Below are 14,760 nucleotides of genomic sequence, written 5' to 3'. Positions count from 1 at the left end.
GGGCTCCTGGCGATCACTGCGACACGGCGGGCTGGCTGGCCGCCGCTTGCTTGGCAGCCAGATCCAATGCCGTCTGGTAGCGCTTGACCTTCTGACCAGGTTTGAGCACGTGCACCCCGGCGGTCACGATCTCTTGGCCGGCCTTGAGCCCATTGGCCACGATCACGATGTTGCCGGTGACATCGGCTGTGACCACGGGCTGAGGCTTGACGGTCATGCTGGCGCCATCCAGCACCCACACGGCCGAGCGGCCATTCAGCTCGACCAAGGCCTGCAAGGGCACCCTCAATCCGCCAGCAAAACGCACCGGGGTACCCAATGCCACTGTGGCGGTTTGCCCCAACTCATAGGCGCCCTGCCCCACATCGGCCTTGACCAGGAAAGTGCGGGTGAGGCTGTCGGTGGCGGCAGACACCTCGCGGATCTTGGCCGGCAGCCAATCTTGTGTGCCCCAGCGGCGCACCTTGATGGCACCGGGCTTGTTCAGCAAGGCGCGCATGGTGGGCGCCATGTCCTCGGGCACCGAAAACAGCGCGTCGCGCGGGCCATCCTGGGCCAGGGTCAGCACCGGCGTGCCGGCATTGACCACCTGGCCCGGCTCGGCGTCTACCGCGGTGATGACGCCTGAGGCATTGGCCGTCAAGGTGGCATAAGTGGCCTGATTGCCCTGTACACCCGCTTGTGCTCGCGCCTGCCGCAAGCTGGCCTCGGCCGACTTCAAGGTGGTGCTGTGGCGGTCCAGCTCGGCCGCGCTGATGAAGCCCTGGCTCCTGAGTTCGCTGAAGCGTTTGAAATCGGACGCTGCCTGCGCCGCATTGGCCTCGGCCGCGGCCAGGCCCGCGCGGGCGGACTCCTGCGACAAGGTCAGGTCTTGTGGATCAAGCTGGGCCAGCACCTGGCCTGGTTTGACGGCCTGGCCCAACTCGACTTGCCGGCGCAAGATCTTGCCGGGCACCCGAAAGCTCAAGGGCGCCTCCACGCGGGCGCGAATCTCAGCGGAAAACTCGCGGTCAACCACACCACCGGTTTCACTCAGCACGAGTGTGCGCACCGATCGGACCGGCTCAGGCGCTGGGGGGGCCTTGCTGCAACCCACGGCGGCCAACAACAAGGGGGTCACCAGGACAAACGCGAAAAGCCGGGTCCGAGGGGGCATGCTCATGAGGTCGCTCAATTGAAGGAGGGCCCATGGCAGCGGCTCATGGTTCATCCCTGTCATTGTCTAAATCCGCTGACTTTCAGGGCGCCATCGTAACTGACCAACGGGTCAGTAATCTTGTTTTTTATGCGGGCACGCGGCAATTGAGACAATGTCGTGTCTTTGCCCACATCCAACTCATGCCTCCATCGCCAAACGCCCCACTGTCACCCATCAGGCCGGGCAGCAGTCTCTACTATGCGCTGCAATCCGCCCCCGGGACCTTGCGCCCGGCGCTTCAAGCCTGGGTTCATTGGTGGCACGAGGTCAGCGCCATCCCGCTGAGCGTGAACGACCCGGGCGTGGCCCAGACCAAGCTGGCCTGGTGGGGCCAGGAGGTGCGCAACAGCTTTGAGGGCAAGCCCACCCACCCACTGACCAAACCCTTGGCCCAGCCGGTACCCGCCCCAGGGCACTGGCCGCCGCAAGACCTGTGGCTGGCGCAGGTCGATGGCATGCAGGCCTTGGTGCAACAAACGCGCTGGTTGGATGAAGTCAGCCAGCGCAAGCACGCCCTGACCACCACGGGCGCCGCCTGCGAAGCCGCGGCGCATCTGTTGGGCGCCCGGTCGCCCCAGGCCCTGTCAGCCGCCCGTGAGCTGGGCTGGGGACTGCGGCAAGCCCACCACTTGAGCCGGCTGGGGCAGGACGCACGGCTGGGCTGGCTGCACACGCCGGTCAGCATCCTGCAGCAACACGACGTGAAAGCCCATGAGTTGCTGCGCCCGCAGCCGGGCCAGGCACCAGCGCAGTGGCCTGCCCTGCTCGCGCACCTGCACGCGCAAGCACGTCAAAGCCTGGCGGTGTCCTGGCGGTCCATCGACCAACTGCCTGCCGCAGAGCGACACGCTCTGCGCCCCCTGGCCGTGCTGGCGGCTTTGCAGATGGCGTTGATCGACGAGATCGCCGCACAGGGCGAGCGCGTGCTGCACGAACGGCTGATGCTCACGCCACTGCGCAAGTGGTGGATCGCCACCCAGGTGCGCTGGGGCTGGTATTCAGCGCCCGAACGGTGAAGCGAGCGGCTCGCCCACGAACAACCCTTGCTGAGGCCAGGCCACGCTTTTCCAATAGGCCTCAAGGGCGGTGGCCCCTTGCAGGTAAAACCCGATCAGGGCTTGAGGATGGGGAAACTTCTGCAAATGCGCACAGGGCTCGCTCGTGGTGCCATAGGTGGCGGTGACCCCGGCGTCGATCCAGGACAGCACGGTCATCTGACCATGTGGCTTGTCGAGGATGCCGCCAAACGATGTGAGGTGGTCTCCCAACGCCCCCGGCACGAACTCATTTGTCTCCAGGAAGTCCACCTGCGCACGCCCTGTTTGGTAAAGCATGACACGGTCGGCGTTCTTCAAGGCCTCGGTCTGGTCCAGGTAGACGTCCACGCCAAAGGGTGGATTGCTGCCCGCAGGCGGGAAGAGTTGCTGGCGAACGCTGCGGATGCTGTCGGACGTGGTGACAAAATGGGCATTCACCGCAGGGGCGCCCCGCAAGCCCAAAGTGCCATCTGAGCGCACACCACGGTCGATCAGGGCTTTGGCTGAATCAGCGTCCTTCGCTGCCAGCAACATGCTCAAGCGCATGCGGTGGTCGGTGAAGGGCTTGGTGGAGCTGGACCCGAAATAAGTGGAAGTCTTGCCCGGCACGGCACAGCTGTTGCCACACAGCTTGGCGTCGTAGCCCATGGCCAGCGCCCCGGTGATGGAGTTGCAGTTCACCCCATAAGGCAGCCTCCAGGTCAAAGCCAGGGCTTGCACCTTGGGGCCAAAGAATGCGTCGATCTGTTTTTTGAAATCGTCGAACTCGTCCGGCGCCAGGGTGGGCTTCATGGGCAAGCTGATGCGAAGCACACGGCTGGCCGGAATGCCCCGCGCCTTGGCGTAGTACTCGCCGACCTGCACGGAATAAGGATCGTCGGTGTTGATGACCACACCCAGGTCTTTGGCGGTGAGGTGCCCAAACACCCGCGGCATCGTCATCCAGCGGCGGCCCGAGCCAGGCGATGAGCCGCTGGCCGCCGCCTCGCTGAACTCGGCCGCCAGGGAGGGCACCGCGGCGTTGGCCGCTCCCGCGCACATGAGCAATGCCACTGCCAGCCCAAGGACTTCATGCAAGAGATTTTTCATAAGGCGTTATCAAATCCCGGAAAGTGGGCTGATGTGCCCCTATATGGGCCTCAAGCCACTGATTATTTCGCCGAATGACGAGGGATCCCACCTTTCAAAATGGTTTGCCACAAAGGAAAACCCGATGAGTGAATCCACTTCGCCCTCCACTTCGATCCAGGTCATGGCCAGAATGTTCAGTCTTTTGGACACCCTGGCCCACGAAGGAGACTCCGTTTCGCTGAAAACCGTGAGCGAACGCACGGGTTTGCACCCATCCACGGCCCACCGCATCCTCAATGATCTGGCGGTCGGCGGGTTTGTCGAGCGCTCCGGCCCCGGCACTTACCGCCTGGGTTTGCGCTTGCTCCAATTGGGCAACCTGGTCAAGTCAAGGCTGGACGTTCGTGATCTGGCCATGCGCCCCATGCAGGAACTGCATCGCCTGACCGGCCAGACCGTGGCCTTGCACATCCGCCAAGATGACGAATCGGTGTGCGCCGAGCGCACCAGCAGCGAACGCAATGGCATCCAGGTGAACCGCGTGCTTGGCGCTCGCACGCCACTGGCGGCCAGCGCGGCAGGCAAGGTGTTGATCAGCCAATGGACAGCCGCTCAGTTGCACGCCCTGGCCCACGTCAACGGCACCCGTGCTGACACGCTACACACCGAACTGCAGAACATCCGGGCAAATGGCCTCGCGGTGGATAGCGATTCGGTGGAGGCCGCATTGCAACAGGCGGCGGCACCAGTGATGGACGATCAGGGCCAGATCGTGGCCAGCCTGGCATTGAACACCTCCAGCTTGCGCCTGAGCGCCGAGTGGGGCGAGGCACTGAAAAGCGCCGCATGCCGGATTTCCACGTCGATGGGCTGGTCTGGGCGTTGATCACACAAGCACTTCGCCAGACGTGAAAAAGGCCCCTTGGGGCCTTTTTCTTCAAGCTGCCGACCCAGTCAGGCCGGCAGGTGATCCCTCAGGAGGTGACCTTGGGAATGGCGACCAGATCGGCCGAACCACGCGGTGGTTGAGGCGAGGTTTCAATCCAGCGGCGAACGCGCTCGGCATCAGCCTGGCGCGAATATTTGCCGGTGGAATCAAGGAACACCATGATCAACTTGCGGCCGGCCATGCGGGCCTGCAAGACCAGACAGCGTCCCGCCTCCACGATGTAGCCGGTCTTTTGCAGACCGATGTCCCAGTTGGGATTGCGCACCAGGCTGTTGGTGGTGTGGAACTGAAGCTGGCGCGCGCCAAGGTGCACAGCGTACTCGCGCGATGTGGACAGTTCGCGGATCAAAGGCTGCTGGTAGGCGGCCTTGACCAGCGTGGCCAAATCACGGGCACTGGATTGATTCTGGCTGCTCAAACCGGTGGGCTCGACATACTTGGTGTCGGCCATGCTCAACAGCTGCGCCTTGCGGTTCATCGCAACGACAAAGGCCTGCAAACCACCAGGGTAGATGCGGCCCAGCGCATGGGCAGCCCGGTTTTCAGAGGACATCAAGGCCAGGTGCAACAACTCGCCCCGCGTCAGCGTGGCGCCAACGGCCAGGCGCGAGCTGCTGTTCTTTTCCGTGTCCACGTCATCAGAAGTGATGGTGATCGATTCATCGAGCGGCAACTTGGCCTCGACCACCACCATGGCGGTCATCAGCTTGGTCAGCGAGGCAATGGGCAAGACCGCTTCAGAATTCTTGGACAGCAAGATCTCATTGGTGTCCTGGTCCATCACGAAGGCCACGCTGGACTTGAGGTCCAGGGGGTCGGGCGTGTGGTGCAGGCCATAAAGCTGGCCAAACGATGCGCCGGAGGCAGCGGACATGCCCGCCGCAGCGCCAATGGCCGTGGCCTTGATGACCGAGCCGCCAGCAGATGTCGACAAGGACTCAATGACCGGCATGCGAACCTGGGCGCGCGACACCTTGGCAGCGCCACGAGCACGAATGGTGCGGACTTTGCGCACGGTGCTGGCCTTGACTTTAACCTTAGCAGTGGCGGTGGTGCGGGCCTTGGATTTCGTTTTTGCCTTGGCCTCGGCCAAGCCTGGCGTGGTCATGGCCAAGCAGGCCACAGACAGCATCACCATCAATGTCAGACAACTTTTCTTGAACTTCTTGAGCACGACCATCACAGCCCTTTCGTCACAGTGCGAAGTGTAATTAAAAAGGCGCGCCAGATCAATGACTTACGCGCCTTTTGTAAAGTGACCTCGCCATTCAGGCCATCATGATCAAGGGTTTACCCTTGCGCTGCAACCCTTTCGGCCTTGCTGTGCAGCTTGTTCAACGCTGCCAGGTAGGCTTTGGCTGACGCCACCACGATGTCCGGATCGGCTCCGACCCCATTGACCACGCGCCCACTGTGTTGCAAACGAACGGTCACCTCTCCCTGCGATTCTGTGCTTCCGGAGGTGATTGCATTGACCGAGTAGAGGACGATTTCCGCGCCACTTTTCACGACGGTCTCGATTGCCTTGAGACTCGCGTCCACCGGACCATTGCCATCGCTCTCGGATTGGTGTTCAGTGTCACCGGCCGCGAAGACGATGCTGGCGTGTGGACGCTCGCCAGTTTCGGAGCGCTGCGACAGCGACACCAGGCGGTAGTGCTCTTGTTCAGGCGTGACGCTTTCGTCGCCCACCAAGGCGATGATGTCCTCGTCAAATATCTCGCTCTTGCGGTCGGCCAGTTCCTTGAACTTGGCGAAGGCCGTGTTGATGCCGGCCTCGGAATCCAGGTCGATGCCCAGTTCGGTCAGGCGCTGCTTGAAGGCGTTGCGGCCCGACAATTTGCCCAGCACGATCTTGTTGGCGGCCCAGCCCACGTCTTCGGCGCGCATGATTTCGTAAGTGTCGCGCGCTTTGAGCACGCCATCCTGGTGGATGCCCGAAGCGTGCGCGAATGCGTTGGCCCCCACCACGGCCTTGTTGGGTTGCACCACAAAGCCCGTGGTTTGCGACACCAAACGAGACGCCGACATGATCTGACTGGCGTCGATGCGCGTGTCCAGACCAAAGTACTCGCGGCGCGTCTTGACGGCCATCACGACTTCTTCAAGGGCGCAGTTGCCAGCGCGCTCGCCCAGGCCGTTGATGGTGCATTCGATCTGGCGCGCGCCACCGATCTTGACGCCGGCCAGCGAGTTGGCCACGGCCATGCCCAGGTCGTTGTGGCAGTGCACTGACCAGATCGCCTTGTCGGAGTTGGGCACCTTCTCACGCAGGGTCTTGATGAACGTGCCGTACAGGTCGGGGATGCCATAGCCGACGGTGTCGGGGATGTTGATGGTGGTGGCACCTTCGTTGATGACGGCCTCGACCACGCGGGCCAGGTAATCGATGTCAGAGCGGTAACCGTCTTCGGCCGAGAACTCGACGTCGCTGGTGAGGTTGCGGGCAAACCGCACCGACAGCTTGGCCTGCTCAAGTACCTGCTCGGGCGACATGCGCAGCTTCTTTTCCATGTGCAACGCGCTGGTCGCGATGAAGGTGTGGATGCGCCATGAGTTGGCGCCCTTCAAGGCTTCGGCGGCGCGGGCAATGTCGCGGTCGTTGGCCCGGGCCAGCGAACACACGGTGGAATCCTTGATGGCGGCGGCGATGGACTTGACAGCCTCGAAGTCACCATTGGATGAAGCGGCGAAACCGGCTTCGATCACGTCCACCTTCAGCCGCTCGAGTTGCTTGGCGATGCGCAGCTTCTCGTCGCGGGTCATGGAGGCGCCGGGCGATTGCTCGCCATCGCGCAAGGTGGTGTCGAAAATGATGAGTTTGTCGGTCATGGTGGTCTCCGTGGGACACGTCAAGGGTTCTGGTCAAACCTCAGCACTGGGGGCTGGTTTGGCTTGGCGACACTTGAAATGACTGCTACCAAACAAAACGGCCCGCGGGCAATGCTGGCGGGCCGTTTTGCGAAAGTTCGGATGTGTACAAGGTACAAACGAAAGCGATCAACGCGCCCGAGGCACTCCTAGAAGTAGTAGCAGGTTGGCGTTGAAGGTCGTCATGGAAAGCAATATAGCACGCGGCTCATGGCTTGATACCGGGCAAAAGCCCCGAAAAAGCCATCAGCGGTGCAGTCCTTCTTCATCGGGTTCATCGGTCGAGGTGGAGATCACGCTCACCGGTTTGCCCTTCATGCGCTTCCAGACATAGACGCCGTAACCGGACACGCCATAGACCACGAAAACGCCGAAGAGCACCACAGGCGGGTGAATCGTCACCACCGCGATGCCCAGCGCGATCGCCACGATCACGATGAAAGGCACTGTGCGTTTGAAGCTGACATCCTTGAAACTGTAGAAGGGCACGTTGGTGACCATGGTCAGGCCCGCGTACAACGTGAAGCCAAAGGCCAGCCAAACCATCCAGGGCGCCGAGCGGAGCCCCGGGTCAAGGTCGGTCACCACCCAGATCAGGCCGATCACCAATGCGGCGGCGGCCGGGCTGGGCAGGCCCTGGAAAAAGCGCTTGTCGACCACACCGATGTTGGTGTTGAAGCGCGCCAGGCGCAAGGCCGCACAAGAGCAATACACAAAGGCGGCGATCCAGCCCCATTTGCCCAGGCCCTTGAGTGCCCACTCGTAGACGATGAGCGCGGGCGCGGCGCCAAAGGACACCATGTCCGACAGGCTGTCCATCTGCTCGCCAAACGCGCTTTGCGTGTTGGTCATGCGGGCCACGCGGCCGTCCAGGCTGTCCAGCACCATGGCGCAGAAAATGCCAATGGCCGATTGCTCGAATTGCCCGTTCATGGCCATCACGATGCCGTAAAAACCGCCGAACAGGGCGGCCAGCGTGAACAGGTTCGGCAAGATGAAGATGCCCTTGCGGCGCCGACGCACGCCGGGCGAGTCTTCCGTGTCGTCCAGGGGCAGGTCGACCACTCGGGTCGAGGATGGGTCAGGTTGCGTCGTGGGTAATGTCATGTTCGGCGGAGGATACCTCAAGCGGCGCATTGATATGAACGACCCTTTGAGGATAGGGAATATCAACCTTCAAGTGGTTCAGCGCGGCCAGAATGGCCAGATTGACCTCGGACCGCGCCGCCAATTGACCATTCTCGGGATCACCGATCCAGAAGGCCACGGTCAGGCCCAAGCCATCGGGCGCGAACGCCGTCAAATGAACCGCGGGAGCGGGGCTGGGCAAGATGCGGGGCACCTTGGCCACGGCCTCGGCCAGCAAGGGGCGCAACCAATCCAGGTCGGTGCCATAGGCCACTTGCACCTCGGTCATGAGCAGCAACTTGTTGTCGGCCAACGAGGCGTTCTCCACCCGCTGGGTGATCAGCATCTCATTGGGGACGATGGCTTCGCGCCCCGCGGATGAGCGCAGGACGGTGTAGCGGGTGTTGATGTCGGTGATGCGGCCTTCAAAGTTGTCCACCTTGACCAGGTCACCGATGCGCAGGCTGCGCTCAGCCAGGATCACGAAACCGCTGACGTAATTGGCGGCCAGCTTCTGCAGACCAAAGCCGACGCCCACGCCAATGGCGCCGCCAAGCACCGACAGCGCTGTCAGGTCGATGCCCACGGCCGACAAGGCCATCATCAAGCCCACGGTCAGCAACAAGGCCCGGGACAGGTTGGCCATGATCTTGCGCAGCGACATGTTGTCGGTGGCGCCTTTGAGCAGGCGGTTCTCGATGGCCGAGGACAGCGATAGCGACAGGATCAGCACCAGCACCGCGCTGAACGCCCCTTCGATCAGGTTGCGCAGGCTGACCTGGCTGGCGCCGATCTTCCAGGTGATGCCGTCCAGTTCATCCAGCACCAAAGGCATCACGCCGATGATCCACAGCACGCTGCCGACCCAGGCCATCCACGACACGGTGCGTTCGATGACCCGCATGGCCGGTGCGTTGGGAAACACGACGCCCAGCACCTTGACGGTCAGCCGGATGACGGCCAGGGACACCAGCACCGGGATGGCCACCCGAAACACGGCCAGCGGGATTTCGACCCCTGCCAAAAAACGCCGCGCGCCCAGCGCCAGGATCAAGGCCAGGATGGGGAACAGCACGCCATCCACCACATGCTGGCCAAACCAGATGGATTTGGCATCGGCCTGCCGGCCCCGCATCAGGCGCACGATGAGCCAGGCGCCGCCCAGGCAAGCCAGCAACAGGCCCAGCTCGGCCAGCGCGGTGGGCTGTTGCAGTTGGGTCCAGAGTTTGGTGAGTTCTTCGGCCGTCAAGGGCTGGGCGGGGTGCAGGGAAGACGTCGTCGGCATGGGTCAGGTCATTCGTCGATCAACACGCGCAGATGGGCCGCGACACTGCGGCCCAGGGCGTCCAGGTTGTAGCCACCTTCCAGGCAGGAGACGATCCTGCCCTTGGCAAAGCGTTTGGCCACAGCCATGATTTTGCTGGTGATCCAGGCGTAGTCGGCTTCGACCAGGCCCAGGCCGCCCATGTCGTCCTCGCGGTGGGCGTCAAAGCCGGCGGAGATGAAAATCATCTCGGGCTGGAAGAACTCCAGCCGGTGCAGCCAGTAGGTCTCCACGATTTCGCGGACGACCTTGCCATTGCTGCGGGCGGGCACGGGCACGTTGACCATGTTGCTTGCGCGGCACTCTTCCCCACTGTAAGGGTAGAAAGGATGTTGGTAAAAACTGACCATCAGCACCCGATCGTCGTCGGCCATGATGTCTTGGGTGCCGTTGCCATGGTGAACATCGAAATCCACGATGGCAACGCGCTTGAGGCCCCGAACGTCCAGGGCATGCCGGGCCGCCACGGCGACGTTGTTGAAAAGGCAAAAGCCCATGGTCTGCCGGCGTGTGGCGTGGTGGCCTGGGGGGCGCACCGCGCAAAAGGCATTGTCCAGTTGCCCATCGATGACGGCGTCAGTGGCGGCCACGGCCGCGCCTGCAGCTCGCCATGCAGCAGAGCGGGTGCCCGGGCAAGCCAGGGTGTCGGGGTCAAGCGCACGTGTGTCACCCGTGGCCTCCAGCTGGTGCAGGAAGTCATCCAGCGTGGTCACGTAGTTGCTCTCGTGGGCCAGGCTGAGGTCAGACAATTTGGCCAGCGGTGCTTCGCGCTGCGACATCAGGGCATCCAGGCCCTGGACCCTGAGGTGATCGGCGATGGCCAGCAAGCGCTGAGGACACTCTGGGTGGCCGTGGCCCATGTCGTGGGCCAGGCAATCGGGATGGGTGAAATAACCGGTCGACATGGGTCAGTCCAGCGCGGTGTGGCCCGCCGGTTTGGGTTAAGGTAATGCCATGCTTCTTCGCACCGAACCGATCCCTGCCGCAGCGTCCAGCGCCGCCGCCTTGAAGGCCTCGCAGATCACACAGCTTGTTGATCAGATTAGCACGATCATCGTGGGCAAACGAGACCAGGTCACGCTGAGCGTGATCTGCCTGCTGGCGGGTGGCCACCTGCTGATCGAAGACGTGCCGGGCGTGGGCAAAACCACTCTGTCGCAAGCCCTGGCGCGTTGCTTAGGCTTGAGTTTCTCACGCATCCAGTTCACGGCCGATTTGCTGCCATCCGATTTGATCGGTGTGAGCGTGTATGAACGCCAGCGCGAAGAATTCGTGTTCCACCCCGGCCCGGTCTTTGTCCAGGTGCTGCTGGCCGACGAAATCAACCGGGCGGGGCCCCGCACCCAGAGCGCCTTGCTGGAAGCCATGGAAGAACGCCAGGTGTCCGTGGAGGGCGAAACACGCCCCCTGCCCTCGCCGTTTTTCGTGATCGCCACGCAGAATCCGTCCGAACAACTGGGCACGCACCCGTTGCCTGAATCTCAGCTGGACCGGTTTGCCATGCGCCTGTCGCTGGGCTACCCCGACCCCGCCTCTGAACGCGCCTTGTTGATGGGTGAAGACCGACGCCAAGCCATCCAACACCTGCAGCCCTTGCTGTCGCCCAGTGAATGGGCCGCTTGGCAGGCCAAGGTGAACACCATCCATGTGGCCGAGGACTTGCTCGACTACCTGCAAGCACTGCTCACGGCCACACGCGACGGCCGCTGGTTCGCCCAGGGGCTCAGCCCACGGGCGGGCTTGTCATTGCTCAGGCTCGCCAGGGCACGCGCCTTGTTCCTGGGACGTGGCCATGTGTCGCCTGAAGACATTCAGACCTTGTGGGTGCCCACCGTGGCGCACCGCTTGATCTCTCTGCCGCAATCCGGCCGCAGCGCCACCGCTCAGGCTCGCGCGCTGCTGGAGGCCACCCAAGTGCCATGAGCAGCGGCTGGCGTCCCGGTCGTCTGCTGGATCCCTTCAAGTGGCTGGTGCAACTGCCGCAGGTTTGGTGGCGCCAATGGTGGGAGGCGCGCTTGCACCCGCGCGAGCAGGTCACCTTCACCCAGCGCAACCTGTACATCCTGCCCACGCCAGCGGGCTGGGGGTTCGCGGTGGTGATCATGGTGATGCTGCTGGCCTCCATCAATGAACAAATCAACCTGGGTTATGCGCTGACCTTCATGGTCAGCGGGGCGGCCTTGATGACGATGCACATCACGCACGCCAATGTGCGCGGCTTGAGCCTGCGGTTGCTGCCGTTGCGCAGCCTGCACGCGGGCGATGTGCTGAGGGTGGGCGTGGTGTTGGCCCACACGGGCAAGCGCCGGGGGCGTTTTGGCCTGGAGCTGCGGGTGACGCGGCCGATTGCAGCAGGCATCGCTTCGCATGAAGAGGCCAAGGTCGAGTGCGAGGTGGGGCCTGCCAGCGAAACCACCGTGGAGATGGACGTGCCCGCCGCCTTGCGTGGCTGGCTGGACCTGCCACGCTTGACGCTGCAAAGCCGCTACCCCCTTGGGCTGTTCCGGGCCTGGGGGTATTGGCGGCCTCAAGGCAGGGTGCTGGTCTGGCCAGCACTCGACCCTTTCGCTCCGCCCCTGCCCGACAGCGCCAGCGAGGTGCCAGACGCGCACACGGTGCGCCCCTTCATTCCCTCGGCCGAGATGCCCGAAGGTTTGCGGGCCTACCGGCGTGGTGACCCGCTGCGCTGGATAGCCTGGAAAAAATCAAGCCACGCGCTGGCCGCGGGCACAGGGCTGGTCAGCCGGGAGCCTGCCGCTGGCCGCACGCCCGATTTATGGCTGGATTGGGAGCACAGCCCGGGACTACAGGGGCTGGACGCCGAAGCGCGCCTGAGCCGCCTGGCCAGCTGGGTGATCCTGGCTGACCAGCAAACGGGCATGGCCTATGGTTTGAAGTTGCCGGGCCAAACCATCGAGTGTGCACAAGGCAGTGCTCACCTGCGGTCCTGCCTGGACGCCCTGGCCACCTGGGGCATCGTGGAGCCGCCACCCCGAAGGAAGCGCGCATGAGGGCCCCCCGCCTGGCCATCAGCCGCGAAGGACGCGACACCTTGTGGCTGTTGGCCACATTGGCCTTGATCATGGCGCCCCATGCCGCCCGCTTGCCGCTGTGGTGTTCCGCAGGAGCCACGCTGGCCATGCTGTGGCGGGCTCACATGGCCTGGCGCGATGGTCGTCTGCCGCCACGCTGGGTGCTGCTGGCCGCCCTGGCCGTGTGCGTGGGGCTCACGCTGATGACCCACCGGGCGCTGTTTGGCCGTGAAGCAGGTGTGACCTTGGTGGTCGTGCTGACCGGCTTGAAGACGCTGGAGCTGCGCGCCCGCCGCGACGCCTTCGTGGTGACCTCGCTGGGCTTTTTCCTGATCCTGACGCAGTTTCTGTATTCGCAAAGCATCGTGCTGGCCGTGTTGATGGCGCTGGCCGTCTGGGGCTTGATGACCTCATTGGTGCTGGCGCAACGGCCTTTGGGCCGCCCTTCCCTGCTGGCCGTGTCGCGCGAAGCTGGCCGCACGCTGGTCTGGGGCGCGCCCCTGATGCTGGTGCTGTTTCTGCTGTTCCCGCGCATTGGACCGCTCTGGGCACTGCCCTCGGACGCGCAGGCCCGGTCAGGCTTGTCCGACAGCTTGACCCTGGGCAATGTGGCCGAATTGGCCCTGGACGACAGCATCGCCATGCACCTGCGCTTTGAAGGCCCGCCCCCCGCCCCATCGGAGATGTATTTCCGGGGGCCTGTGCTGGACGACTTTGATGGCAAGACCTGGCGCACACGGCGAGTGCGCCGAGGTGAGCCCGAAGACACCGAGCCAGCGCCCATCGAGACCCGCGGCCCCGCCATCCGCTACCAACTCACGATGGAGGCGACCCACGCCAGGATCTTGCCACTGCTGGAAGCCACGCTGAAAGTTCAGACACCGGCGCAGCAAGCGGCCTTGCGGCTGCAGCGCCAAGGGCTGGCCTGGACCATGGGCGCACCCCTGCATGAGCGCATTCAGCTTGATGCGCAGGCCTGGACCCATTTCCGCCATGGCGTGAACCATACGCCGTCGGAGCTGGCCACCTGGGTGCAATTGCCACAGGGGTACAACCCACGCACCATCGCCTGGGCCCAGAACATGCACCGCGATCCTGCCCTGGCACAAGCCAGTCCGCGCCAACTGGTGCAAGCCGTGCTGGCCCACATCCGCCGAGAAAACTACAGCTACACCCTGGCGCCGGGCGATGACGAAACCTCGCCAAACCAAGCGCAGCCGCACCAGGTCGACCGGTTCTGGTTGGACCGACGCGCTGGCTTTTGCGAGCACTTCGCCTCGTCTTTCGTGGTGGTGATGCGCGCCATGGGGGTGCCCAGCAGGGTGGTGACGGGCTACCAAGGCGCGGAGCTCAACAGCGTCAACGGCCTGTACATCGTCCGCAACAGCCACGCCCATGCGTGGGCCGAATACTGGCAAGCCGGAGAAGGCTGGGTGCGTGCCGACCCCACCGCCGCGGTCGCCCCCGAGCGCATTGACCGCAGTCGCCCGCTGGCCGCGCCCAGAACCGGATTGGCTGGCGCCCTGCCCGAGTTCGACTCACCGGTCTGGCGCCAGGGCAAAGCATTCTGGGAAGCGACCAACCACCGGTGGAATGTCTGGGTTTTGCAATATTCACGCGGCCGCCAGCAGCAATTGCTGGGCAAGCTGGGGTGGGATGCCAACGATTGGACGGACGTGGCACGCGCCTTGACCATCGCCTTGTCAGGCATTGCCCTGGCCGGTGTGGGCTGGCTTTGGCTCACCCGGGAACGCCTCCATCAATCGCCCTGGCTGCGCCCCCTTTGGAGCGTGCACCGGGCTTTGGTCAAGGCAGGCTTTCCGCCGCCCGATGGCCAGGCGCCGGCATATGCCTTGAGCTGGGCCAGGGTCTTGCAAAACATGGGCCCTGCCGCCGATGAACGCCAGGCAACACTGGTGCGCCAAACGGTGTCGGCGCTTCAGGCGCTGGACGCCCTGCGTTATGGCCCAAGCCAAGATGCCACCGGCCAAAGCATCAAGCCACGCCAGCTGTTGGCTCTGGCCAAACCACTGATCAGGTCCATCGAAGACAACGCCCGCCAGTGGCGCGTGCAACGAGCCAAGGTTCGGCATCGGGCACACTGAGGTCCGAGGTGCCCGCATGGCGGCGCCATCAGACATCACGCGCCT

At 63.7% G+C, this 14,760-nt stretch carries 12 protein-coding genes; 5 read left to right on the top strand and 7 right to left on the bottom strand.

What is annotated here, in order from left to right:
* Positions 1 to 13: 13 nt before the first annotated feature.
* Positions 14 to 1,162, bottom strand: a complete 1,149-nt coding sequence (locus LQ232_RS21125) for an efflux RND transporter periplasmic adaptor subunit (protein WP_230182347.1) — start codon at positions 1,160 to 1,162, stop codon at positions 14 to 16.
* A 176-nt stretch (positions 1,163 to 1,338) separates the two neighbouring features.
* Between LQ232_RS21125 and LQ232_RS21120 the strand changes: the two genes are divergently transcribed.
* Positions 1,339 to 2,214 carry a squalene/phytoene synthase family protein gene (locus LQ232_RS21120; protein WP_230182346.1) on the top strand — a complete coding sequence of 292 codons (876 nt, stop codon included), beginning with the start codon at positions 1,339 to 1,341 and terminating at the stop codon, positions 2,212 to 2,214.
* On the opposite strand, the gene LQ232_RS21115 is transcribed toward LQ232_RS21120, so the two are convergent.
* Positions 2,197 to 3,312, bottom strand: coding sequence for a TIGR03790 family protein (locus LQ232_RS21115; protein ID WP_230182345.1), 1,116 nt, complete (start codon positions 3,310 to 3,312; stop codon positions 2,197 to 2,199). The two genes, LQ232_RS21120 and LQ232_RS21115, sit on opposite strands and share 18 nt — an antisense overlap.
* Before the next feature lie 136 nt (positions 3,313 to 3,448).
* Between LQ232_RS21115 and LQ232_RS21110 the strand changes: the two genes are divergently transcribed.
* Positions 3,449 to 4,192 carry an IclR family transcriptional regulator gene (locus LQ232_RS21110; RefSeq protein WP_230182344.1) on the top strand — a complete coding sequence of 248 codons (744 nt, stop codon included), beginning with the start codon at positions 3,449 to 3,451 and terminating at the stop codon, positions 4,190 to 4,192.
* Between the two features lie 88 nt (positions 4,193 to 4,280).
* On the opposite strand, the gene pbpG is transcribed toward LQ232_RS21110, so the two are convergent.
* The 5 genes from pbpG to LQ232_RS21085 form a co-directional block, all read right to left on the bottom strand.
* Positions 4,281 to 5,435 (bottom strand): D-alanyl-D-alanine endopeptidase, encoded by a 1,155-nt coding sequence (gene pbpG, locus LQ232_RS21105; protein WP_230182343.1) that lies wholly within the window; start codon positions 5,433 to 5,435, stop codon positions 4,281 to 4,283.
* A 110-nt stretch (positions 5,436 to 5,545) separates the two neighbouring features.
* A complete protein-coding gene (locus LQ232_RS21100) occupies positions 5,546 to 7,087 on the bottom strand; it encodes a 2-isopropylmalate synthase (RefSeq protein ID WP_230182342.1) in 1,542 nt (513 codons plus the stop codon).
* Positions 7,088 to 7,372: 285 nt separating this feature from the next.
* Positions 7,373 to 8,233, bottom strand: coding sequence for a CDP-diacylglycerol--serine O-phosphatidyltransferase (gene pssA, locus LQ232_RS21095; protein WP_230182341.1), 861 nt, complete (start codon positions 8,231 to 8,233; stop codon positions 7,373 to 7,375).
* The gene (locus LQ232_RS21090; RefSeq protein WP_230182340.1) at positions 8,208 to 9,539 is read right to left on the bottom strand and encodes a mechanosensitive ion channel family protein; all 1,332 of its coding nucleotides are present in this window, start codon (positions 9,537 to 9,539) and stop codon (positions 8,208 to 8,210) included. The genes pssA and LQ232_RS21090 overlap by 26 nt, the downstream gene beginning before the upstream one ends.
* 8 nt (positions 9,540 to 9,547) lie before the next feature.
* Positions 9,548 to 10,483, bottom strand: a complete 936-nt coding sequence (locus tag LQ232_RS21085) for a histone deacetylase family protein (protein WP_230182339.1) — start codon at positions 10,481 to 10,483, stop codon at positions 9,548 to 9,550.
* 49 nt (positions 10,484 to 10,532) lie between these two features.
* On the opposite strand from LQ232_RS21085, the gene LQ232_RS21080 reads away from it, so the two are divergent.
* From LQ232_RS21080 to LQ232_RS21070, 3 genes are read left to right on the top strand one after another with little or no spacing between them, the layout of a single operon-like run.
* Positions 10,533 to 11,501 (top strand): MoxR family ATPase, encoded by a 969-nt coding sequence (locus LQ232_RS21080; protein ID WP_230182338.1) that lies wholly within the window; start codon positions 10,533 to 10,535, stop codon positions 11,499 to 11,501.
* Positions 11,498 to 12,589, top strand: a complete 1,092-nt coding sequence (locus LQ232_RS21075) for a DUF58 domain-containing protein (protein WP_230182337.1) — start codon at positions 11,498 to 11,500, stop codon at positions 12,587 to 12,589. The genes LQ232_RS21080 and LQ232_RS21075 overlap by 4 nt, the downstream gene beginning before the upstream one ends.
* Positions 12,586 to 14,715, top strand: a complete 2,130-nt coding sequence (locus LQ232_RS21070) for a DUF3488 and transglutaminase-like domain-containing protein (RefSeq protein ID WP_230182336.1) — start codon at positions 12,586 to 12,588, stop codon at positions 14,713 to 14,715. Before LQ232_RS21075 ends, LQ232_RS21070 begins: the two co-directional genes overlap by 4 nt.
* The last annotated feature ends 45 nt before the right edge of the window (positions 14,716 to 14,760 follow it).

Origin of the sequence: Aquabacterium sp. CECT 9606 (assembly GCF_918741295.1) — a bacterium.
GTDB lineage: Bacteria > Pseudomonadota > Gammaproteobacteria > Burkholderiales > Burkholderiaceae_C > Aquabacterium.
This window is presented reverse-complemented; position numbering and strand designations above follow the sequence as displayed.

Coding starts and splice junctions, on each gene's coding strand:
- LQ232_RS21100 (WP_230182342.1), bottom strand. CDS start 7,087: ATGACCGACAAACTCATCATTTTCGACACCACCTTGCGCGATGGCGAG.
- LQ232_RS21090 (WP_230182340.1), bottom strand. CDS start 9,539: ATGCCGACGACGTCTTCCCTGCACCCCGCCCAGCCCTTGACGGCCGAA.
- LQ232_RS21075 (WP_230182337.1), top strand. CDS start 11,498: ATGAGCAGCGGCTGGCGTCCCGGTCGTCTGCTGGATCCCTTCAAGTGG.
- LQ232_RS21125 (WP_230182347.1), bottom strand. CDS start 1,162: ATGAGCATGCCCCCTCGGACCCGGCTTTTCGCGTTTGTCCTGGTGACC.
- LQ232_RS21085 (WP_230182339.1), bottom strand. CDS start 10,483: ATGTCGACCGGTTATTTCACCCATCCCGATTGCCTGGCCCACGACATG.
- pbpG (WP_230182343.1), bottom strand. CDS start 5,435: ATGGTCGTGCTCAAGAAGTTCAAGAAAAGTTGTCTGACATTGATGGTG.
- LQ232_RS21110 (WP_230182344.1), top strand. CDS start 3,449: ATGAGTGAATCCACTTCGCCCTCCACTTCGATCCAGGTCATGGCCAGA.
- LQ232_RS21080 (WP_230182338.1), top strand. CDS start 10,533: ATGCTTCTTCGCACCGAACCGATCCCTGCCGCAGCGTCCAGCGCCGCC.
- LQ232_RS21070 (WP_230182336.1), top strand. CDS start 12,586: ATGAGGGCCCCCCGCCTGGCCATCAGCCGCGAAGGACGCGACACCTTG.
- pssA (WP_230182341.1), bottom strand. CDS start 8,233: ATGACATTACCCACGACGCAACCTGACCCATCCTCGACCCGAGTGGTC.
- LQ232_RS21120 (WP_230182346.1), top strand. CDS start 1,339: ATGCCTCCATCGCCAAACGCCCCACTGTCACCCATCAGGCCGGGCAGC.